Source organism: Larkinella insperata (assembly GCF_026248825.1).
GTDB classification, from domain to species: Bacteria; Bacteroidota; Bacteroidia; order Cytophagales; family Spirosomataceae; genus Larkinella; species Larkinella insperata.
In genome coordinates, this window is record NZ_CP110973.1 from 4,929,684 (window position 1) to 4,952,368 (window position 22,685).

At 55.1% G+C, this 22,685-nt stretch carries 17 protein-coding genes; 8 read left to right on the plus strand and 9 right to left on the minus strand.

The genetic code is table 11. From position 1 onward, the window contains the following. Positions 1–112 precede the first annotated feature (112 nt). The 3 genes from OQ371_RS19975 to OQ371_RS19985 form a co-directional block, all read right to left on the minus strand. Positions 113–640 carry a hypothetical protein gene (locus OQ371_RS19975; RefSeq protein ID WP_265990093.1) on the minus strand — a complete coding sequence of 176 codons (528 nt, stop codon included), beginning with the start codon at positions 638–640 and terminating at the stop codon, positions 113–115. Between the two features lie 173 nt (positions 641–813). Then, positions 814–4,068, minus strand: coding sequence for an amidohydrolase family protein (locus OQ371_RS19980; protein ID WP_265990094.1), 3,255 nt, complete (start codon positions 4,066–4,068; stop codon positions 814–816). 117 nt (positions 4,069–4,185) lie between these two features. After that, the gene (locus OQ371_RS19985) at positions 4,186–4,398 is read right to left on the minus strand and encodes a hypothetical protein (RefSeq protein ID WP_265990095.1); all 213 of its coding nucleotides are present in this window, start codon (positions 4,396–4,398) and stop codon (positions 4,186–4,188) included. Between the two features lie 288 nt (positions 4,399–4,686). Between OQ371_RS19985 and OQ371_RS19990 the strand changes: the two genes are divergently transcribed. The 4 genes from OQ371_RS19990 (at position 4,687) to OQ371_RS20005 (ending at position 9,660) form a co-directional block, all read left to right on the plus strand. After that, positions 4,687–6,111 carry a Gfo/Idh/MocA family protein gene (locus OQ371_RS19990; protein ID WP_265990096.1) on the plus strand — a complete coding sequence of 475 codons (1,425 nt, stop codon included), beginning with the start codon at positions 4,687–4,689 and terminating at the stop codon, positions 6,109–6,111. Positions 6,112–6,137: 26 nt separating this feature from the next. Further along, the gene (locus OQ371_RS19995; RefSeq protein ID WP_265990097.1) at positions 6,138–7,541 is read left to right on the plus strand and encodes a putative oxidoreductase C-terminal domain-containing protein; all 1,404 of its coding nucleotides are present in this window, start codon (positions 6,138–6,140) and stop codon (positions 7,539–7,541) included. 82 nt (positions 7,542–7,623) lie between these two features. Then, positions 7,624–8,799 (plus strand): Gfo/Idh/MocA family protein, encoded by a 1,176-nt coding sequence (locus OQ371_RS20000; RefSeq protein WP_265990098.1) that lies wholly within the window; start codon positions 7,624–7,626, stop codon positions 8,797–8,799. A 12-nt stretch (positions 8,800–8,811) separates the two neighbouring features. Next, entirely contained in the window at positions 8,812–9,660 is an 849-nt protein-coding gene (locus OQ371_RS20005) for a ThuA domain-containing protein (RefSeq protein WP_265990099.1), read from the plus strand. A gap of 6 nt (positions 9,661–9,666) precedes the next feature. Here OQ371_RS20005 and OQ371_RS20010 read toward each other — a convergent pair whose 3' ends face one another. Both OQ371_RS20010 and OQ371_RS20015 read right to left on the minus strand, forming a co-directional pair. Continuing rightward, positions 9,667–10,899 carry a TlpA family protein disulfide reductase gene (locus OQ371_RS20010; RefSeq protein WP_265990100.1) on the minus strand — a complete coding sequence of 411 codons (1,233 nt, stop codon included), beginning with the start codon at positions 10,897–10,899 and terminating at the stop codon, positions 9,667–9,669. A 63-nt stretch (positions 10,900–10,962) separates the two neighbouring features. Further along, positions 10,963–11,877 carry a serine hydrolase gene (locus tag OQ371_RS20015; protein ID WP_265990101.1) on the minus strand — a complete coding sequence of 305 codons (915 nt, stop codon included), beginning with the start codon at positions 11,875–11,877 and terminating at the stop codon, positions 10,963–10,965. A gap of 140 nt (positions 11,878–12,017) precedes the next feature. On the opposite strand from OQ371_RS20015, the gene OQ371_RS20020 reads away from it, so the two are divergent. From OQ371_RS20020 to OQ371_RS20030, 3 genes are all read left to right on the plus strand, one after another. Next, entirely contained in the window at positions 12,018–13,667 is a 1,650-nt protein-coding gene (locus tag OQ371_RS20020; protein ID WP_265990102.1) for a Na+/H+ antiporter, read from the plus strand. Between the two features lie 100 nt (positions 13,668–13,767). Further along, positions 13,768–16,188, plus strand: a complete 2,421-nt coding sequence (locus tag OQ371_RS20025) for an ABC transporter permease (protein WP_265990103.1) — start codon at positions 13,768–13,770, stop codon at positions 16,186–16,188. A gap of 113 nt (positions 16,189–16,301) precedes the next feature. Then, positions 16,302–18,167, plus strand: a complete 1,866-nt coding sequence (locus tag OQ371_RS20030) for a CocE/NonD family hydrolase (protein ID WP_265990104.1) — start codon at positions 16,302–16,304, stop codon at positions 18,165–18,167. Between the two features lie 87 nt (positions 18,168–18,254). On the opposite strand, the gene OQ371_RS20035 is transcribed toward OQ371_RS20030, so the two are convergent. Continuing rightward, complete coding sequence (locus OQ371_RS20035) at positions 18,255–18,725, minus strand: Dps family protein (protein WP_265990105.1); 471 nt, start codon at positions 18,723–18,725, stop codon at positions 18,255–18,257. A gap of 178 nt (positions 18,726–18,903) precedes the next feature. Here OQ371_RS20035 and OQ371_RS20040 point away from each other — a divergent pair, with 178 nt between their 5' ends. Then, positions 18,904–19,869: a YihY/virulence factor BrkB family protein gene (locus OQ371_RS20040; protein ID WP_265990106.1), complete on the plus strand. Its 966-nt coding sequence runs from the start codon at positions 18,904–18,906 to the stop codon at positions 19,867–19,869. A 125-nt stretch (positions 19,870–19,994) separates the two neighbouring features. Here OQ371_RS20040 and OQ371_RS20045 read toward each other — a convergent pair whose 3' ends face one another. The 3 genes from OQ371_RS20045 to OQ371_RS20055 all read right to left on the minus strand — a co-directional run bounded on the left by OQ371_RS20045 (position 19,995) and on the right by OQ371_RS20055 (position 22,578). Beyond that, complete coding sequence (locus tag OQ371_RS20045) at positions 19,995–20,192, minus strand: hypothetical protein (RefSeq protein ID WP_265990107.1); 198 nt, start codon at positions 20,190–20,192, stop codon at positions 19,995–19,997. Positions 20,193–20,196: 4 nt separating this feature from the next. Then, positions 20,197–21,906, minus strand: a complete 1,710-nt coding sequence (locus OQ371_RS20050; protein ID WP_265990108.1) for a glutamine--tRNA ligase/YqeY domain fusion protein — start codon at positions 21,904–21,906, stop codon at positions 20,197–20,199. A gap of 72 nt (positions 21,907–21,978) precedes the next feature. Continuing rightward, positions 21,979–22,578 (minus strand): bifunctional nuclease family protein, encoded by a 600-nt coding sequence (locus OQ371_RS20055; protein WP_265990109.1) that lies wholly within the window; start codon positions 22,576–22,578, stop codon positions 21,979–21,981. Positions 22,579–22,685 lie beyond the last annotated feature (107 nt).

Genomic DNA, 22,685 nt, shown 5'->3' on the forward strand with positions numbered 1-22,685 from the left:
CAATCAGCAATTTTGATGCATGAACAAACCAGATCGTTGGGTCAGGTGTAAACCAAAACCGCACCGAAGCCTGCGCCCCGGTGCGGTTTTGAAATTTGAATAGCAAGTGGACTTACTGAACCGGAATGGTTTTAACCATGATTTTGACGCCGTCTCTCGGGGAAAATGGCAGGGCCGGTGCGTTTTTAAGGTACGATTCGATCAGATTGATCCAGTACAAGTCACCGGGCGCTGTTGAGTTGCCAGCGATTTGGCGGCTAATATCCAGGTTCTGTTCAGTCAGATTATCAACTTTCCAGGTATCACCCGCCTGAAGTTGGGTTGACATAAGCGTCAGTTTGGTGTCGTTTTCCGATAAAGCCCAAGTTCCGGTCGATGAGGTGCCATCCAGACTGGTCTGAACAAAGGTGCCATCGTTTTTGAATTGCAGGCGAAATTTGCTCATATCCACCAAGTTGCCGGGCCGGTCTTTCGTGTAGCCCGGAATTTCGGGAGAGGCTCCCACACTCATAATACCGGTTTGTACTTCCCAGGTACGGGCAATCAGTTCGGTTTTTGATTTCGGGGAGTCATCATCGTCTTTGTTACAACTCAGTAGGACGGAAGTACTCATTAACAAGAGCAAAATGGCTTTTTTCATGAATCAGGCGTTTATAGGATCTTAATTTTCAGGCGACTACCTAGAGTGCGCATGCAAGGTATTGAATTATTCGCGGATTGCCGGTTGGTCGACGCTGTATAGGCAACGGTTTTACAGCCTATTATAGTATACGGTCGACCAGACAGTTCTTTTTAGCCGGGTTTGGTTCGCGGTTAGTGAAGCCCCCGGCAGATGCAGTGAATATGGCCGAAACTTTGCGTCTCGGCGTGCCATTCGAAAGCGTCGTTGTAGCGGTTGTTTTCCCAGAAAAACTTCTGCCGGGGCCGGTCGTAATTCCCCGTTTCGTTCATCGTGGCCGCATCGTAGAGTCTTCCGTTCACCATCACATACTGAATAAACTGGCTGTTGCGCAGGTCCTGCAACGGGTTTTTATCGAGCACCAGCAAATCCGCCAGCTTGCCCGTTTCCAGTGAACCGATTTCCTTGTCTAAGCCCAGATTTCTGGCGGGCAGGATCGTGGCCTGTTTCAGTGCCTGGAGGTTGGAAATACCGCCCTGACCGAGCATCCAGAGTTCCCAATGCGCACCGAGCCCCTGCAACTGGCCGTGGGCACCGAGCTGGACGCTCACCCCGGCATCGGCGAGTTGCCGGGCGGTCTGCGAGTTGCCAATGTGCCCGAACTCCTCATCCGGCAGCATCGTCCGCCGACGCGAGCGGCTGTCAACCACGGCCCGGGGCGTAAACCGCAGCAGCCGCTGCTGCTCCCAGACGTTCATTTTCTGGTACCAGTAATACTCCCCCGACACGCTGCCAAACGCCACAATCAGGGTGGGGGTATAGGCGGTTTTGCTGTTGCTCCAGAGCGAAACCACGTCCTTATAAACCGGATCGACGGGCAGGTTGTGCTCAATCGTCGTGTGGCCGTCCATGATCATCGTCATGTTGTGGTTGAAAAACGATCCGCCTTCGGGCACCACCATCATGCCCAGTTCGCGGGCCGCTTGAATAATCTGCTGGCGCTGGTTCCGGCGGGGCTGGTTGTAGCTTTTTACCGAAAATGCGCCCACGGCTTTCATCCGGCGCAGGTGCGAACGGGCGTCGTCGAGGCTGTTGATGACGGCTTTGAAATTGCCGTCGGCCCCGTACAGAATCGTGCCGGTCGAGTAAACCCGCGGACCAATCATCCGGCCCGTTTTCACCATTTCCGACTGGCTGAACACCATTTCCGTGTTCGACGACGGATCGTGCACGGTCGTGACGCCGTAGGCCAGGTTGGTAAAATACGACCACTGCTGCTGGGGCGATTTGCCGTCGCCGGTGCCGATGTGGGCGTGCGAATCGATCAGCCCCGGCATGATGGTTTTGCCCGTCGCATCAATGACCTTGGCTCCCGCCGGAATGGTAACCGCACTGGTCGGACCCACCGCCAGAATCTTGTTGTCCTGCACGACGAGCGTACCGTTCTCAATCACCGCATCGTCTTTCATCGTCAGAATCGTTGCGCCCTTGAAAGCCACCACGCCTTTGGGCACGTCGGTCGTCAGTTGCAGCCCAATGCGCAGGCCGGTGGTGTCGATGGCGGGGAGCTTGTCGGGCGCTCCGTCCACAAACGTGAAGCTGCTCTGAATGGAGCGGGTGAAGTAGTCAGGCCCGATGGTCCAGTGCAGTTTCTGGCTGTCGTTCGACCAGTGCAGGTAGTCGCCCGCGTCGCGCGTCACTTTGTACACCGGGAAGGCTTTCGTCCCGCCCGACAGATCGGCTGCTTTACCGGCCACCGGAAACGGCGCGATGTAGACGTGAAAAAGCTCTTGAAACGCAATCCAGCGGTTGTCGGGGCTGGGCACAAACCGGGTGGCGTAAGGGGCGGTGAAATGCGTTTGCTCGTCGGCGTTGGTCAGCAAAACGCTTTTGAAACTTTTCGTAGAACCGTCCTCGACGAAGAAAATCCGGTTGCCGGTCTGGTTAAACTGCGGTTCTTCTCCGCTTTCCCGAATGAAGGTGGGCGTGCCGCCGTTCGCGGGCAGGATGTACAGACCCGGTTCTTTGCCGTAGGCGTACCCCATAAAACCGTTGCCGGTGGATTTGCGGTAAACAATTTGGGTGCCGTCGGGCGAGAAGCTGGGCGTATTGTAAAATCCTTTTTCGCGGGTCAGCGTCTCGATCTTGCGGGTTTGCAGGTTGAGCTTCCGGATGCTGCCCGTCAGCGAGTCGTTCCAGGTGGTATAAAGCAGGAATTTGCCGTCGGGCGAGAAGCTGGGTTCGTATTCAAAGCTGACGGTTTCTTTCGTCAGGCGTTCGGGCTGGCCGTTGGGCAGGGTTTTGCGGTAGAGGTACCCGGCCGCGTGGAAGATCAGCGTTTTTTCGTCGGGCGAGGTGCGGGCGTGCCGAATCATCTTCGACTCGAAGGTGGGCGAAAAAACCGTCTGCGAAAACCGCACGGCGTCGGTCACCGTCAGTTTGGCGTTCACCGTAAACGGGATTTCCACGGCTTTGGTCGTCTGCACATTCACCCGAAGCAGCTTGCCCTTGGCCCAGATCACCAGTTCCTTGCCGTTGGGCAGCCAGCTGTAGTTGGGATACAGCCCCATGATGGCCCAGGCTTCCTGCTGGTCTTTGTTTAATTGGTCGAAAACCGGAAACTCTTCGCCTGTTTTCAGGTTGTGGATAAACAAAACCGACTGGGTGCGCACCCGCCGGACAAACGCCAGTTGCCGACCGTCGGGCGAGAGTTGCGGACGCGTGGCCCCACCCGGACCCGTCACAATGTTCTTGATGTCGCCCGTGTGCCGATCAAAGCGCCGGATGGCGTAGATCTGTCCATTCGGGTCTTTGTTGTACTGGAAAATCGGCCCCGGACTCACATCCTCGCTGAAATACACGTACCGACCGTCGGGCGAGACGCAGGGCTCTCCGGCGTCCTGCTGGTCATTTTTGCGCTTGGTTAGTTGCAAACCGGCCGTGCCGCCCCCGGCATGATAGAGCCAGAGTTCCCCGGCCCCGAGCGACCGGCGGCTCGTGAAGTGTTTGCGGGCCACCAGATACTGGCCGTCCGGTGTCCAGACGGCGTTGTTCAGCAGCCGGAAGTCTTCGTTCGTGATCTGGCGCAGGTCCGAACCGTCGCGGTTCATGGTCCAGATGTTGTCGCCCCCGGCCCGGTCGCTGGTAAACGAAATCCGTTTGCCGTCGGGGCTGTAGCGGGGTTGAATTTCAAGCGGCAACCCACCCGCCAGGAGCCGGGCCGTTCCGCCGGTAATGGGCAGGGTGTAGAGGTCGCCCAGCAGGTCGAAGACGATCTCTCTGCCGTCCGGACTGACATCCAGGTTCATCCAGGTGCCTTCGCTGGTGGTAAAGCTAACTTCTTTGGTGGGGCCGTGGGGCGCGGCAACGTCCCAGGTTTCTTTCGATTTTTGGGCAAACGAAAAGCTGGCCGTCAGCAAAGCGACGGCCACGGTACACAGTTTCTTCATATCGGGCGTTAATGACCCCGAAAGTTACGGAAGAAGCCAAAAGCCCCCTAATTCCAGCGAACAGAATCCGCCATTTACTCCGTGAACCGTTGCTGATACGGCTTTGCCGGACTCTGATCAGCGGACCGACCAGGTCGAGGACGTTTCCGCACGCATGGCCTGGAAGGGCTTTCGGGCCAGTTCGCCGGACGCTAATTTGCTTTTGGGAGCTATTTTGGTGGTCTTGCCTTTCGATTGCACCATCTGGTAACCTGTACTACCGCAGGCAATCATCCAGAGACCAATCGCCAGACCGAGGGCAGATTGAAATAATTTAATGTTGGTGTTCATCAGCTGTGTGGGTTGTATTCAATAGCAAAAGTAAAAAATGTTAAATTCTTTGCCGAATAAAATTTGGTTGAGCGGGAAAATAAACCTGTAAGCGGCTGAGTGCCTTTCAATATGCTAATTCGTTCAGACCAAATACGGCTGACATTTCGGTTTCGTTCAAGGAGGAATAGTAAAAATCGCTTGGTCCTATCTTATAGAGTCAGCAGATACGGAATCCCGTATCTGCTGAACGCGTAAAGAAGTTCAATCGTTCATCGGACCAACTTCTACTAAACCCTGCTAATCTCTATGAAACCGGAAACGAAATCGGTTGTCACACGGCGGAAATTCCTCGATCTGGCAACGAAAAGTACCCTGGCATCCACGGCCCTCATTGGCGGCTTCCCCACGATTGTACCGGCCTCGGTCTTCGGCAAAAACGCGCCCAGCAACCGCATCAACGTGGGCGCCATCGGCGTGGGCCGCATCTCGCGGGGCCACGATATGCCGGGGGTGTGGCAATACGACAATGCCCTGATCATGGCCGTTTGCGACGTGGACAGCAAGCGGGCCGAAGACGGTAAAAAGCTGGTCAACGGCGTTTACGCGAAGAAAACCGGGAAAGAGTCGTACGATGGCGTCAAAGTGTACGGCGATTATCGTGAACTGCTCGCCAACAAAGATATTGATGCCGTCATCATCAGCACCCCCGACCACTGGCACGCGCCGATGGTGGTGCACTCGGTCGAAGCGGGCAAGGATGTGTACATGCAGAAACCGGCTTCGCTGACCATCGCGGAAGGGCGGCTGATGGCTGATGCCGTCAAACGCACGGGCCGGATCATGCAGGTGGGGAGCCAGCAACGCTCATCGCACCAGTTCCGGTATGCCGCCGAACTGGTTCGCAATGGCCGGATCGGGCAGCTGAAAACCGTGTACGTCGGCCTGCCGGGCGACCCCTCGGGCAATGACGAACCGGAGATGCCCATTCCGAAAAACCTGAATTACGACATGTGGCTCGGTACTACGCCGGAGGTCTATTATACCGAAAAGCGGGTCCATCCGCAGGCGGATTACGACCGGCCCGGCTGGCTGCGCTGCGAACAATTCGGCGCGGGCATGATTACCGGCTGGGGATCGCACCACATCGACTGCGCCCACTGGGCCATGAACACCGAATACACCGGCCCCGTCGAAATCTGGGGGAAGGCCGATTTTCCAAAAGGCGGTTTGTGGGATGTCCACGGTATTTTCCGCACCGAAGCCCTGTACGAAAACGGTGTTCACATGATCGTGAGCAACGAACTGCCCAACGGCATCAAGTTTGAAGGCACGGACGGCTGGATCTTTGTATCGCGGGGTGATGCCGCCGTGACCGCCAGCGACCCGGTTGCCAAACAACGGGCGGCCAAAGCCCTGGACGCCAGTGACCCGAAGATCATCGAGTCGGTGATTGGCCCCAGCGAAATTCACCTGCCGGTGAGCAAGGAGCACCACGGCAACTGGCTGGAAAGCGTCGCCAGCCGCAAGGAGCCCATTGCCCCCGCGGAAGTGGGCCACCGGTCGTGCTCGGCCTGTCTGTTGCACCACGCGGCCATGAAACTAAACCGAAAACTGTATTGGGACCCCACCAAAGAACAATTTAAGAATGATGCCGAGGCTAACAGCCTCCTGTCTCGGCCGCAACGGGCAACTTATGCCATCAAAACCGTTGCGTCCACGAAATCTCGTTAACTTGCGCGTAACCAAACTAATTTCGAATGAACGTATCCTCCGTCGCAGGCGGCTTATTACTGGCGGCCTTGTTTGTTTCCTGTCAGTCATCTGAACAAAAAAAGGATGACATGTTTCACCTGATCACCCTGGACCCCGGCCACTTCCACGCGGCTCTGGTTCAAAAAACCATGTTTGATGACGTGGATTCTACCGTTAGCGTCTACGCCCCCGACGGACCGGACGTGAAGCTGCACCTGGACCGGATTCAGGGCTACAACACCCGGGCCGACGATCCGACGCACTGGCAGGAGGACGTGTATCTGGGGGCCGACTTCTTCGAAAAGATGCTGGCGGACCAGGCCCAGGGAAAAGCGCGTAACGTGGTGGTGATGGCGGGCAACAACAAACTGAAAACCGACTACATTGAAAAAACTGTTTCGGCCGGGTTTAACGTGCTGGCCGACAAACCGATGGCCATCAACGGGGCCAATTTTGAGGAACTGAAGGACGCTTTTGCCTCCGCCGAGAAAAACAAAGTGCTGCTGTATGACATCATGACCGAGCGCTACGAAATCACGACGATGCTGCAACGGGCGTTTTCGCAGCAGGTGGCCGTGTTTGGCTTGTTGGAAAAAGGCACCCCCGAGAACCCGGCGGTAACCAAAGAAAGCGTGCACCATTTCTACAAAAACGTTTCCGGCAGCATCCTGACGCGGCCGGCCTGGTTTATGGACGTGGCCCAGCAGGGCGAAGGGATTGTGGACGTGACCACCCACCTGGTTGATCTGGTGCAGTGGGAGTGTTTTCCGGACCAGAAGCTGGATTATCAGAAAGATATCCAGCTAACATCGGCGCGCCGGTGGCCAACCGACATGACCCTGAGCCAGTTTACGGCCATCACCAAACAAGCCGCTTTTCCGGATTACCTGAAAAAAGACGTGACGAAAGACAGCGTGTTGCAGGTGTACAGCAACGGCGAAATCAATTACCAGTTGAAAGGGGTTCACGCAAAAGTGTCGGTTATCTGGGCCTACAAAGCGCCGGAAGGCACGGGCGACACCCATTATTCGATCATGCGGGGCTCAAAGGCGAACCTGATTATCCGGCAGGGCGCCGAACAGCAGTACAAACCGACGCTGTACATCGAAGCCGTTAACCCTACAGCGGATTTGACGGCGGATCTGCAAACGGTCCTGCCAACCATCCAGAAAACGTGGCCGGGTGTGGAGGTAAAGAAAGTGGCCAAGGGCTGGGAGGTCGTAGTCCCCGAGAAATACAAGGAGGGCCACGAAGCGCACTTTGGTCGGGTGGCCGAGAAGTACCTCGAATACCTCAAAGCCGGTGCGTTGCCCGAGTGGGAAGTGCCGAACATGATCGCCAAGTATTACACGACCACGCAGGCGCTGGAACTGGCGAAAAAATCCAAAAGTGAACTAGCAACCAACTAAAGTAAACGGGTAGAAAGGATCAGAAGCCAAGTCTCTCGATGCTGACCGGTCTTTCACTCATTCACTCTTTCGCTCTTTAAACATGAACGAATCACAAGCCAATCGGCGACGGTTTCTCAGGGATTCCGTCGCCGGAGCGGCCGGGTTGGCGGGTCTGACCGCCTTGCCCAGCGGTATTCTGGCGGCCCCGGCCATTCTTCCTTCGGTCAATACCGGCAGCCGCAGCGGGCAACCGGCCGGTGCGGCCCGCATTAAGTTTTCGGCCATCGGCCTGAACCACGGCCACATTTACGGGCAGGTGGAAGCCGTCATTCGCGGGGGTGGTCAGCTGGTGTCTTTTTACGCCAAAGAACCCGATCTGGCGGCTGCCTTTGCCAAGCGGTACCCGGACGCAAAGCTGGCTCGAAGCGAGCAGGAAATTCTGGACGACAGCTCGATTCAGCTCGTGGTCAGCGCCGGGATTCCCGACGAACGCGCCCCGCTCGGCATCCGGGTGATGCGGGCCGGAAAAGATTACATGGCCGACAAGCCCGGTATCACGTCGCTCGACCAACTGGCCGAAGTCCGCAAGGTACAGAAAGAAACCAAACGGATTTACTCGATCATGTACAGCGAGCGGTTCGAGAACAAGGCCACCGTCAAAGCCGGGGAACTGGTGAGGGCGGGGGCTATCGGCAAGGTGATCCAAACCATCGGTCTGGGACCCCACCGGATGAACGCCAATACGCGGCCCGAGTGGTTTTTCGACAAAAAACGGTTCGGCGGTATCATCTGCGACATCGGTTCGCACCAGTTCGACCAGTTTTTGTTTTTCACCAACTCTACGCAGGCCGAGGTGGTGGCTTCGCAGGTGGGCAATACCAACCACCCGCAGCACCCCAAGTTCGAGGATTTTGGCGATGTGATGGTGCGCGGGAACGGCGGAACCGGCTACATCCGGGTTGACTGGTTTACGCCCGACGGCCTGAAATCCTGGGGCGACGGCCGGCTGACGATCCTGGGCACCGAAGGCTTTATGGAACTGCGCAAAAACGTGGACATCAGCGGTCGTGAGGGCGGGAACCACCTTTTCCTGGTGGATAACAAGGAAACCAAAACGATTGATTGCAGTAAGGTGGTGACCCCGTACGGTACGCAGCTCGTCGACGACATCCTGAACCGGACCGAAACCGCCATGACGCAGGCGCATTGTTTCCTGGCCACCGAACTGGCCCTGAAAGCCCAGAAACAGGCGCAGGACATTAAACTGAAAACCTAACGACTTTCCTCCATGACTCGATTTGCCACGGTATTTTTTTCCAGTTTGCTGTTCTTACTCATTACGTCGTCTGCGGGCCGGAGCCAGTCCGGAACGGCGGTCAACTGGAAGAAAGTCAAGGTGTTGGTGTATACCAAAAACGGGAAAGGATACGTCCACGACAACATTCCATACGCCGTCAAGGGCATCCAGAAGCTGGGGCAGGAGCACGGGTTCAACGTTGATGTGTCGGATCAGCCCACGGTTTTTACCGAAGCCAACCTGCAGCAATACACCCTGCTGATTTTTCCCAGCACCAACAACGATGTGTTTGACACCGATGCCCAGCGGCTGGCGTTTCGGCGGTACATCGAAGCCGGGGGCGGTTTTGTGGGCGTACACTCGGTGACCGGTACCGAGCGCAACTGGTCGTGGTTTAAACGCATGATTGGCGGAACGTTTGCCTGGCACCCCAAGTTTCAGAAGTTCAGGACGCACGTGATCGACACCAAACACCCGTCGATGGAAGGGCTTCCCAAAATCTGGGAAAAGGAAGACGAGTTTTACTTTACCAAGGAAATGTCGCCCGGCCCGACCGTGGTGATGGCCCACGATCTGACTTCCATCACCACCGACGAACCCGAAAAAGTGAAGATGTTCGGGGGAACCTTTACGCAGTTGTACCCGGCGGCCTGGTACTACCATTTCGACGGCGGCTACACCTGGGTTACCACGCTCGGCCACGACAAAAAGGACTACTCCGAACCGTTGTTTATGAAACACATCTTCCAGGGCATTCGCTACGTGGCCAGTCAGGTAAAAACCATCGATTTCAAAAAAGCCTATGCCGCATCGCGGGATTCGCCAATCCGGGTTAACTAGAACCGTTTACTCTTCGAGCAGTTTGACAATATCCTGATAAATCGCGTTGGCGGAACTAGGCCGTTGGGCGTTCAGATCGGCCACCTGGCCTTTCTTGTCGAGGAGGATATACCGCGGAATGCTCTGAATCCCAAAATATTGCACGATTCGCGAACGCCAGCCGCCCTTCGACCATCCCTGGTCGCCGGGTAGCTGGTGTTTTTGCAAGGCGCTCTTCCAGTTGCCCTCCGAATCGTCGATGGACACGTACAGAAAAACCACGTTTTCCAGTTGCTTTTTGGTGAACCGCTCGTGAAGTTGCTTGGAATGCGGCATTTCGACCAGGCAGGGGCCGCACCAGCTCGCCCAGATGTCGAGATACACCACTTTGCCCCTGTAATCCTCGAGCGTAACGGCTGCGCCCTGCTGATTGACAAACGAGAAAACATTCGGATCGGCTTTTTTCTGGGCAACGGCTTCCGGCTTGGGCTCCTCTTTGTGGGCCATCACCGCCCCGCAGCGAACCTTGACCGCATCGGTGTATACCGTCGAATTGGGCGTGGCCGACAGCATGGCAAATACCTCCCGCACCGACGAAGGCACCGCATTTCCGCACTCGTCGACCAGCAGCCGGGCCAGGGCGTACTGGTACGGTTTGCCGCTCAGGTGCTGGCGGGCAAAATCGGCTTTGTCGGTGAGCATCCGGTGTTTATCGGCTGGTGGGTAGCTGGCAAAACTCCGGGCTTTGCGCTGAAAGTACGTAATGTAATACAGCAGGAAGTTGCGGTAGGGCTCGGCCAGCAGCGCGGCTTCGTCGGCCACCTTCGCTTCCTCGAACCCCTCCAGCATCACGGCGGGAAGCGAAGGTCCGGTTTGCTGGCTGGTCTGGGCGTTCGGGCGGACGATGGGCCAGGCCAGCAGCAGGTGCCAGTAGTTCCAGCGAATGCAATTCTCGATGTACCTTTTCAGGGCTTCTGAAAGCTGCGGGGCCTGCGGATGCTCCTGGTAAAAAGCCCGTTGCGTTTTTCGGGCGGTGTATAGGTTCATTTCCCAGCCATCCACGGTCATAGCCTGCGCTTTGGCGTACTGCGCCGGAGCGTCAAAATCGGCTTTGAATTTCTCGTTGAATTCCTTCAGAAAGGCCTGGTCTGTCGGGGCAGTCAGTACGGTTTCAGGCCGAGGGCCCGGGTAGATATCCTGCGCGGAGGCTACCCGTTGAACGCCAATCAAAAAAAGTAAGAACGGAAGAAGTGTTTTCACGCGGTTATTGGTTTGGCAAACAAATACTAAAAGGCTCGTATAGTAACGAGCGGCAACGTTGGCTTAGTGTGTTACGTAATCGTAAATCAGGCGGGAAACCGTGGCCATATTTCGGACGGCGGCAGCGTCGTCTTTGAGGTCTTTGCCCAGCAGCACCAGCACGTATTTGCGGCCATCGGGCAGCATGACAATGCCCGAATCGTGGTGAACCCCGGCAATGGAGCCGGTTTTGTGGGCTACTTTCACGTCTTTGGGCAGTTGGGCCGGGATGACGGAGTTGAAACGCTGGTCCAGTAAAATCCGAATCATGTCGGCCGAGGCTTCCGGGCTAACGGCTTTCCCGGTGGCCATTTTCTCGAAAATCACCAGCAGGTCGTAGGCCGTCGTGGTGTTGTTGAGGCCCTGCTCAAACGCTTTCTTGTCTTCCACGCCCCGCCGAACCTGAATGTCTTTCGCTCCGAAATCGCGCATGGTCTGCGTTACCTTTCTGGCGTCTACGAGGTCGATGACCAGGTTGGTCGCCAGGTTGCTGCTGACGATGATCATGTCGTAGACCAGCGCCGACAATGGACGTTTGGTGCCAACCCGGGTGTAGATGAGCGTATCGCTGTCGTCGCTGGCTTTCAGGCTGTAGGGGCTGCCGTCGACGATGCTCCGAAATTCGTTTTTGATCAGAACGGAGTCGGAGAGCGACAAACGGCCCTGCGCGGCCTGTTTGTAGACCTCAATCATGACCGGCGTTTTCATGGTGCTGGCGGCATGAAAATTCTCGTGCTCCCGAATCAACAGTTCCTGCCCCGTCTGCAAATCCCGAAAGGCCACGGCGAAGGTGCCCGGCTGTTTACTCAGTTCCTGCTCGATTTGCCGGCGGAGTTGGGGCAGCGACGGCCTGGACTGCCCGAAAACAGAAAGGCTGATGAAGAAAAGAAGGGGGAGGGAAAAACTCCGACGCAGAGCTTTCGGGCAACAAAAAACCATAGTTGAATAATTCGGTTGTACAGGAACTAGCAAACCCGCTCAGGCGCCCTTTTTTCGTTCAATACGGGGTTGAGCGGTTTTCGCCGGTAGCCATTGGCTGGCCGGCAAGGTACACATTTTCTACATACAGACCTTTGTGAATGACCGATATTGAAATTGTTTTGGTGCTAATGGCCGTTCTGACGACCCTGGCTTCGCTTACTCAGAACCTAAAGATTCCGCAGCCTATTTTGTTGCTGACGGCGGGCCTGGTCATTGGATTCATTCCCAGCATTCCGGACATTCACCTGGAATCGGAGGTAGTCTTTCTGATTTTTCTGCCGCCCCTGCTTTACGAAGCCGCGGGGAATATTTCGTGGCACGAGTTTAAAGCCTACCGGCGGCCCATCGCCATGCTGGCGGTCTGGCTCGTGTTTTTTACGACCGTAGCCGTGGCTGCGGTGGCCCATTACGTCATTCCCGGTTTTACCTGGCCGCTCGCGTTTGTGCTGGGGGCCATTATTTCACCGCCGGATGCCGTGGCCGCTACCAGCACCATCCGGGGGCTGAATCTGCCCAGTCGTCTCATTACCATTCTGGAAGGGGAAAGTCTGGTCAACGATGCCTCGGCTTTGGTTGCCTACCGGTATGCCGTGGCGGCCGTTACGAGTGGCGGTTTTGTACTCTGGCAGGCCGGGTGGCAGTTTCTGCTGGTGGCGACGGGCGGTATTGCCATCGGGCTGGCGATTGGGTACATCTTCACCCATGTTCACAACAAGCTCGAAAACCCCACGGTGGCAACGAGCATTACGCTGCTGATGCCGTTTTTAACCTTCCTGCTGGCCGAACATCTGGGGCTGTCGGGGGTTCTGGCGGTGGTGTCGATGGGGCTTTACCTGGCCTGGCATTCGTACGAAATTTTTTCATTCCAGACCCGGATGCAGATCAACAGCTTCTGGAATATCCTGGTTTTCCTGCTCAACGGTTTTGCTTTTATCCTGATCGGCTCCCAGTTGCCTATTGTAGTCAAAGCGATTGGCTACGAATCCATTATCAAGCTGATTGGGTACGGCTTCCTGGTGAGCATGGTGGCCATTGCAGCCCGGATTATCTGGATTTTTCCGCTGGAATACCTGTATACGCTCCTGGGAACCCGGCGGAAAAAAACGCTGCAATTTAGCCCCAGTGAGTTATTCATAACGTCCTGGGCCGGAATGCGGGGCGTTGTGTCACTGGCAACGGCTCTGGCTTTGCCATTTACCCTGCGCAACGGCCAGCCGTTTCCCCTGCGTAATGAAATTCTGTTTCTTGCCTTCATGGTTATTTTTGTGACGCTGGTCCTGCAGGGGCTGACATTGCCGTATTTGATCCGGCGGCTGGGCGTCAACGAACCCCTGCACGTGGGCGAACTGGAGGAAAAGCAGGTTCGGCTGGCGATCACGGCCAGTTCGATTGCGTTCATCGAAAGCGAACTGGCCCTGGGGTTGCACGATGATGTTCTGAATGAGTTGAAAAGCCGGTTTGAACAGCATTCCAACTACCTGCAGGGCATCCTTCGCATGGACGAAAAACCCCGGAAAGGCGACCCGCTCACGACCCCGATGTTCTTTAAGGAGTTTGTGCAGAGTGAACTGGCTGTGGTCAATCACCAGCGCGATTTGATTATCCACTGGCACAAAAACGGCACCTACAGCGAAGAAATCATCCGCCGGATTGAGCAGGAACTGGACATCCGGAGCCTCAGTTTACAAACCCAGTTACGCCGGTTGCAGCCAATTGGAGCGGATAATCAAACCGGTGGAGCGCCCTGAAACTCGGTTTACGGTTTTAAATTCCCTTTTTTACCCCGGAGCCGAAGACTTTTTGGTATTCTTCGTATTTTGCCTCTTTGTGACCCTTCCGCTCCGAACCATGCTCCAACATTACGCCACGGTTGTTTTCCGATCCATTCTTCGCCACAAAGTGTATACCGGCATCGTCGTTACCGGACTGGCGATCGGCATGGCGGTTTTTTTGCTCATATCCGGCTACGTGCGGTTTGAACAAAGTTACGACCGGATTCACCCGAACGGCGAGCGGATCTACCGGGTTGAAAGTTTGTTTTATAAAAATGGCTCCGAAATCAACCACTGGGCCACCAGCAGCAACGGCTATGCACCGGCCCTGAAGCAGGCGCTGCCCGAAATCGAAGACTACACCCGAATTGCCTTACGGGGCTCAACCCGCATGGTTCGTTACGAAACCACCAAGTTTCGGGAGGAGCGCGTCTGCTTTGCCGACTCCAATTTCTTTGCCTTTTTCGGTTACCCGGTTGTCAAGGGCGATCGCCGAACCTTTCTGACCGCGCCCAACACCGTCGTCGTTTCTGAATCAACCGCCAAACGGTATTTTGGGAACGCCGATCCGCTCGGGAAATACTTGGAAGTCAGCACCATCAGCAGTGTGCTCCGCTGCCAGGTGACGGGCGTATTTGCCGATCTGCCCGCCAATTCGACCCTGCAATTTAATTTGCTGTTGTCGTGGACATCGGCCGCCAAATGGACCTGGGACACTTGGTACCAGCACGAAAGCTACTCGTTCGTCCGGCTGACGCCCCGGGCTGATCCGGAGAAAGTGGCTGCCAAATTCACGGCGTTGTCCCGGAAGTACAAAACCGTCGAGGCCATGCGCGACCTCGATTGGAGCGTCAAGCTGGTGCCACTGCACGCTATTCATTTAAATCCGGCCATCCAGCACGAGATCGAAGTGAAGGGCAACCGGCGGGCGGTGCAATTGCTGACGGTCCTTGGCTTCGTTATTCTGCTCATCGGTTGGGTCAATTACAGCAATCTATCAACCGCCCGGGCGATGGACCGCGCCAAAGAAATCGGGATTCGGAAAGCCGTGGGGTCGCACAAAAACCTGCTGATCTTTCAATTTCTGTTTGAATCCTTGCTGCTCAACGGCCTCGCGCTGGGGCTGGCGGTTGGGCTGGTTCTGGGGGCTGGTTTACTGTTGCCTTCGTTTCTGGGCATCCATCTGGCGGCTTTCGACGGGCTTACGGCGGAGCACGCCGGGCTGTTTATCCTGATTTTTCTGGTGGGGGTTGCCGTTGCGGGTCTGTACCCGGCGCTGGTGTTGTCGGGGGTTAAACCGGCGCTGGCGCTCAAAGGGCAATACCGGTTTTCGGGCCGGGGGGCGGTTTTGCGCCGGGGGCTGGTGGTGGTGCAGTTTACGGCCTCGATGGTGCTGATTGTCGGCACGTTCGTGGCCTGGCGGCAATTGGCATTTATGATGAATCAGGATCTGGGCGTTCGCATTGATCAGGTGCTGGTTCTGGAAGCGCCCGTTAAAACCGACCGTTATGATCAGAAAATGCAGACCCTGAAAAACGAACTGAAAGCCATCCCGGGCATTGTGGAGGTGACGGGTTCGGGCGCGGTGCCGGGCAAGGAGGTGGGGCAGAACCTGGCCAACCGGCGGCTGCACGACGGACCGGAAAACGACCGGCTGTACGAAACGCTGATGGTGGACTTTGATTTTATCAAAACGTTTGATCTGCAACTGGTTGCGGGCCGGCCGTTCGACCGCAGCCGTCCAGCGGATTCGCTGGGACTGGTGCTGAACGAGTCGGCGGTCCGGCAGTTCGGGTTTACGTCCAACGAGCAGGCCATCGGGGAGAAGGTCCTGCTGGAAACCACCCACGAACGCCCGAACGAAATCATCGGCGTGGTGAAGGATTACCACCAGCAGTCGCTGCAAAAACAGTTTACACCCGTCATTCTGTGCATGGACCCGGCTTACCGCTGGCTTCCCACCGATTTTTATTCGCTGAAAATCAGCACGGATCGGGTGGACGGTCTGGTCGAACGGGTGCAAACCGTCTGGAGCCGGTTTTTTCCCGAATCATCGATGGACTACTTTTTTCTGGATGATTTTTTCAACCGGCAATACCGGCAGGACCGCCAGTTTGGCCGCACCGTTCTGCTGTTTTCCTCGTTGGCGATCCTGATTGCCTGCATGGGGCTGTTCGGGGTGACCTCCTACAACACCGCCCGGCGCACGAAGGAGATTGGCGTTCGGAAGGTGCTGGGGGCGTCGGTCAACAGCATTTTAGCCCTGTTGGCCTGGGATTCGCTCCGCCTGCTGCTGCTGGCGGCCCTGCTGGCGACGCCGGTTTCGTGGTACCTGCTCCGTGCGTGGCTGTCGGGGTATGCGTTCCGGATCGAACTCAGTCCGGGCCATTGGCTCATTCCGATGCTGTTGCTGGTGGGAATTGCGCTGGCAACCATCAGCTATCTCACGGTTAAAGCGGCCCTGACCAATCCGACGAAATCGTTGCAAAACGAATAGCGGTTCTGCAATCGGCCCCGTTTAATCCGTAACTTGGGGCGACTCATCAACCAACGGTCAAATCCAATCCATCACGGACAAAGTGGCATCGGGTGCCGATCCGTGGCTATGTCATGAAAATACACCTTATCATCAGCGGTTTGCTCCTTCTTTCGATTCGGGGCTTCGCGCAGGCCCCGGCGGCCAACCCGTTTATCCGGGAGAATTATAACAAATTCGAGTACCAGATTCCCATGCGCGACGGAATCAACTTGTTTACGGCGGTGTACGTGCCCAAAGACGCATCGGCAACGAAGAAATACCCGGTTCTGATGCAGCGAACGCCCTATTCCTGCCGCCCCTACGGCCCGGACCAGTTTCCGCCCCGGCGATTGGGGCCGTCGGAAATCATCATGCGGGATAAGTACATCATTGTATATCAAGATGTTCGCGGTCGCTGGATGAGCGAAGGTATTTTTCAGGAAATGACACCGCATCTCGCCGTTAAGAAGTCGAAAACCGACGTGGACGAAAGCACCGACACCTACGACACCGTTGACTGGCTGGTCAAAAACATTCCGAACAACAACGGAAAAGTGGGGCAGTGGGGCATCAGCTACCCTGGTTTTTACGCGTCGGCGGGAACGCTGAGCGGTCATCCGGCGCTGGTGGCATCGTCTCCGCAGGCGCCGATGGCCGATCTCTGGCGCGACGACAGCTACCACAACGGGGTGTTCCTCATTCCGCACAACTTCAATTTCTACCCGTATTTTACGAACCGGACGGACGGGAAACCCACGAAAGAACCGTCAAAGACGGAGTTTACATACGGTACGGAAGACGGCTACGACTTTTTCCTGAAGCTCGGTCCGATGAAAAATTCGCAGAAAGCCGGGCTGTACGGTGGCAAAGACCCCTATTGGAATGGCAACCTGGAACACCCCAACTACGACGAGTTCTGGCAGACGCGGAACATCCTGCCGCATCTGAAAGGCATCAAACACGCGGTGATGATCGTTGGCGGCTGGTACGATGCGGAGGATTTGCACGGTATTTTCAAAACCTACGCGGCCATTGAAAAACAGAATCCGGGCATTTACAACATCCTGGTGGCCGGTCCGTGGACGCACGGCGGCTGGAACGATACCGGCGATCAGTTGGGCAGCGTGAATTTTGGTCAAAAAACCGGGCCGTATTTTCAGGAAAATATCGAGCGGAAGTTTTTCGCCTATTTTCTGAAAGGGGAGGGCGACGCCAAATTCCCTGAAGCGCAGGTGTTTGAAACCGGAACCAACCAATGGCGAACGTTCGACGCCTGGCCGCCCAAAGCCGCCGTTGAGAAGAATCTGTATCTGCAGCCGGGTGGCAAACTGTCGTTCGAGACTCCGGCAAAAACAACCGGTTTTGATGAATTTGTTTCCGATCCGGCCAAACCCGTACCGTTTAGCGAAACCATTTCGCTCGACATGAACCGCGATTACATGGTGGAAGACCAGCGGTTTGCGGCCCGCCGTCCGGATGTGCTGACGTTCCAGACCGACATGCTCGACAAAGACGTGACGCTGGCGGGAAATCTGCAGGTCAACCTGAAAGTTTCGACCACCGGCACGGATGCCGATTGGATGGTAAAGCTGGTGGATGTCTATCCCGGCGACGCCAAGGATAATTCCAATACCGCCAAAAACGAAAAAATGAGCGGATTTCAGCAAATGATTCGCCACGACGGTTTTCGGGGAAAGTTTCGCGAAGACAAAACGAACCCCAAGCCGTTTCAACCGGGTGAGGTAGCCGATGTAAACTACGAGTTGTTCGACATCCTGCACACCTTTAAGAAGGGACACCGCATCATGGTGCAGGTGCAAAGCACCATGTTCCCGCTCTACGACCGCAACCCGCAAAAGTTCGTCCCCAACATCCACAACGCGGGCGAAGCCGATTTCCAAAAAGCGACGCACCGGGTACACGGTGGAAGTTTGCTGAAGGTGCGGGTGATCGAATAAGGCCAGAACGCTGATGTAGAAGCGGGCTAAACCAAAAATCCCCGGCTGCCGTCAGGTAGTCGGGGATTTTTGGATCAATGCGTTTCGTTACGACAGGTACTTGCGGAGCATCCACGCCATTTTTTCGTGGGCTTCCATCAGGCCCGTCAGGAAGTCGGCCGTACCGGCATCGTTCAGTTCCTCACATTTGTCGACGTCTTCGCGCAGTTCGCGGATTGCTTGTTCGTGGTCGTCCAGCAGGCGCTGAAACATATCCGGCGTTTTGATTTCGGCGCTTTTGTCTTCCTGCAAACTCGTCAATTTCAGGAAGTCTTCCATCGTAGCCACCGGCCGACCGCCCAGCGTCCGGATGCGCTCCGCTACTTCGTCGATGGCCGCTTCAAGCTGTTTATACTGGCTCTCGAAAAATTCGTGGTATTCCAGAAAGCTAGGTCCGGCCACGTTCCAGTGATATTTCCGGGTTTTGATATAGAGTACGTGTTGATCCGCCAGAAAGGCATTCAGAAGGTCGTTTACTTGTTTGAGGGTGTCTTGATCAAGACCAATGTTAAGTTTCATGTTGTGTGATTCGTTAAGTTTGATAGACGGCTTGGTAAGTAGTCTCATTGGTAAAAACCATTGGTCAGCCGGTTTGTTTACCTCAATATCACGAAACAACACCCTATCATTCTAGTTTACTTTTTAACTAATTAAAAATAAGGTTCTGAAGTTTTAGACCAACCTCATCAACTACGTTATGGCACAATCGAAATTTAAAAAGACGCTCTCCGATACGTGGACGCTGCTGGTCGGGGCTTTTAACGGTTTTACCGACGACCGGGGATTGAAGCTGAGCGCAGCATTGGCTTATTATACGGTATTCTCCCTGGCACCGCTGTTGGTTCTGGTCATTTCAATCACCAGTATTTTTTTTGGCGAGGAAGCAATCAGGGGACAGATATTTGGCCAGATTAACGGTTTGGTCGGCAATCAGGCAGCCGCTCAGATTCAGGAAATGATCAAAAGCGTAGAGCTGTCCGGGAAAACCAGTGTAGCCCTGATAACCGGTATTGTGACACTGATTATCGGTGCAACCACTATTTTTATTGAAATTCAGGATTCGATCAACCTGATCTGGAGCGTAAAGCCGAAGCCCAAACGCGGCTGGGTTAAGCTGTTGAAAGACCGGTTGCTGTCGTCTTCTCTGATTGTCAGCCTGGGCTTTTTGCTCGTTGTTTCGCTGCTCATAAACGGCTTAGTACAGGCCCTGAGTGGTATATTGGTGCGTTATATTTCGGATACTGCGGTGGTTTTAACCGAGGTTTTGAATTTAGCCATCAGCTTTGGGGTCATCACGGTTCTGTTTGGCGTCATTTTTAAAGTATTACCCGACGCCAAGATTGCGTGGAAAGACATTCGTTGGGGGGCCTTCTTCACGGCCCTGCTTTTCATGTTAGGGCGCTTCCTGATTGGGTTGTACATTGAAACGACCAGCGCCGGTTCGGCTTACGGAGCGGCTGGTTCGCTGATCGTCATTCTGGTCTGGATCTATTATACGGCCGCCATTCTGTACTTCGGAGCCGAATTCACGAAGGTATATGCCGCCCACTACGGTATCAAGATTGAGCCGGCTGATTACGCGGTGTACGTCGAACAGAAGGAGCAGGAAAAGGACGTTAGTGTCATTCCTCACCAAAAGCCCAAGACCCAAACCGTTGATTAGAAAACGGGTCATAAAAGGGGCTCAAAGAACCGCGTATGGCCCGCATCGTTATTTAAAATACTTCATAAAAAAGCCCCGACAGGTAGTCCTGTCGGGGCTTGGTATTGATTCGCCGGAAGCTGCGTTTAGGACAAACCGTGATAACCGTATTCTTTCCGCAGAATCTCCCTCACCACTTCCTGTTCTTCGTCGCTCAGGCCGTCGATGGTCAGCGTTTGGGCATCTTCGCTGGCCGAAACCTTCAGTCGTTCTTTGTGGGAAATCGGAAGCCGTTTGTCAATAACTTCGGAAGCGTCTTTCAGTAGGTTTTCTTGGGATGCCATACGGTTATGCTTTTTTCTGCTCTTTTGCCCAGGTATCTTTTAATGTCACGGTGCGGTTGAACACCAGTTTTTCCTCCGTTGAATCCGGATCGATGCAGAAATATCCTTTGCGGATAAACTGGAAACGATCCCCGGTCTGGGCCGATTTCAGCGTCGGTTCAACGTACGCCCGCACAATTTCGAGCGAGTTTGGATTGATAAAATTCTTAAAGTCGCCTTCTTCGGCCGACGGGTCTTCCACGGTCAGCAGCCGGTCGTACAGCCGGACCTCGGCTTCAACGGCGTGGGCCACCGATACCCAGTGAATGGTGCCTTTGACGTTGATGCCCGACGTATCCGAACCGCTCCGGCTTTCGGGAATGTACGTACACCGGAGTTCAATGAGTTCGCCCGCATTGTCTTTAATGACTTCCTCGCACTTGATGATGTAAGCACCTTTCAGCCGGACCATGCCGCCGGGCGAAAGCCGGAAGTATTTCTTGGGCGGATTTTCCATGAAATCATCCTGTTCGATGTATACCTCCCGCGAAAACGGCACGTTCCGGTGGCCACTGCCGGGGTCTTCGGGATTATTTTCAATGGAAACCTCCTCAACCTGACCTTCCGGATAGTTGGTCAGCACCACCCGGATCGGCTTTTCGTCAACCACCGCCATCACCCGCGCCGTCGTTCTGTTCAGTTCCTCCCGAATGCAGAATTCGAGCAGGCCGACATCAATCAGGTTGTCGCGTTTGGCAATGCCGATGCGGTCGGCAAATTCCCGGATGCTGGCCGGCGTAAAGCCGCGCCGACGAATACCGGCGATGGTCGGCATCCGCGGGTCATCCCACCCCCGCACGTGACCTTCGTTGACCAGTTGCAGCAGTTTCCGCTTGCTCATGACGGTATACGTCAGGTTCAGCCGGGCAAACTCGATTTGACGCGACGGGAAAATTTCCAGTTGCTGGATGTACCAGTCGTACAGCGGCCGGTGCACCTCAAATTCCAGCGTGCAGAGCGAATGCGTGATCTGTTCAATGGAGTCCGATTGCCCGTGGGCGAAATCGTACATTGGATAAATGCACCATTTGTCGCCCGTGCGGTGGTGGTGTGCGTGCTTGATGCGGTACATGATCGGATCGCGGAAGTGCATGTTCGGGGCCGCCATGTCGATTTTGGCCCGCAGCACCTTGGCGCCATCGGCAAACTCACCGGCTTTCATCCGCCGGAACAAATCCAGGTTTTCTTCCACCGACCGCGACCGGTAGGGGCTTTCCTTGCCGGGCTCCGTGGGCGTACCTTTCTGGGCGGCAATCTCTTCCGCCGTCGAGTCATCCACGTAGGCCAGTCCTTTCTGGATCAGCTTTTCCGCAAAGTCATAGAGTTGGTCGAAGTAATCCGACGCGTAAAACTCGTTTTCCCACTCGAAGCCCAGCCAGCGAACGTCGGCCTTGATGGAATCAACGTACTCAGTGTCTTCCGTAACGGGATTGGTGTCGTCGAAGCGAAGGTTGGTTTTTCCGCCGTACTTATCCGCCAGCCCAAAATTCAGGCAGATGGACTTGGCGTGTCCGATATGTAGGTAGCCATTTGGTTCGGGCGGAAAGCGCGTATGAACGCGTCCTGCGTTTTTCCCGTTGGCCAGATCTTCTTCAACTAATTGCTCAATAAAATTCAGCGATCGTTCCGCCGGAGCAGGCGTACGAATATCCGTATTGTTGGGTATTTCAGACATACCACATAACAGGTTATGAAGGCGCGATCCCGGGAACGGCCTTCGATTTACGATGACAATAGCGAAAACGTCCTAGTTACGACGGCTCATTTCATCCCGAATCTTGGCGGCTTTTTCGTATTCCTCCTTCTTCAGGGCCTCGTCCAGCGATTGCTGGAGTTCGTCGTAGGTCATGTCTTTCAGCTGCTCGGTAAGGGACCGTGACGAGCGGGAGGTCGACTGGGGAACCAGTTCTTCCTGTTGTTCCTCGGCTTCGTCGGCAGCGCTGGCGGTGATGCCGGCTTCCGAAAGAATGGATTCGTAGGTGTAAATCTGGACGTTAAACCGGATGCCAATCGCGATGGCGTCGGACGGGCGGGCGTCGATCACCGTTTCACGTGTACCGTCGGTACAAACGATCCGGGCAAAGAAAATACCTTCCCGTAAATCGGAAATAACGATTTCGCGAACCGTAAAGCCAAATTTATCGGCAAATGATTTGAAGAGATCGTGGGTCATCGGACGGTTGGGCACAATCTTTTCAATCTCGATGGCGATAGCCTGAGCTTCAAACATGCCGATGATAATCGGCAACCGACGGTTGCCGTATTCTTCTCCCAAAACCAGTGCAAACGAACCGGATTGCGATTGGCTGGGCGATAAGCCTAAGATTTCAAGTCTGATCTTCTCCACGACGCAAAGTTAATAGAGTTTGGGAGTTTACAGGGTTGGGGGATTAGGAGTTTTTTCATCTATAACTAAAAAACAGCAAAACCGTTGTCCTGCAAACGCCCAAATTA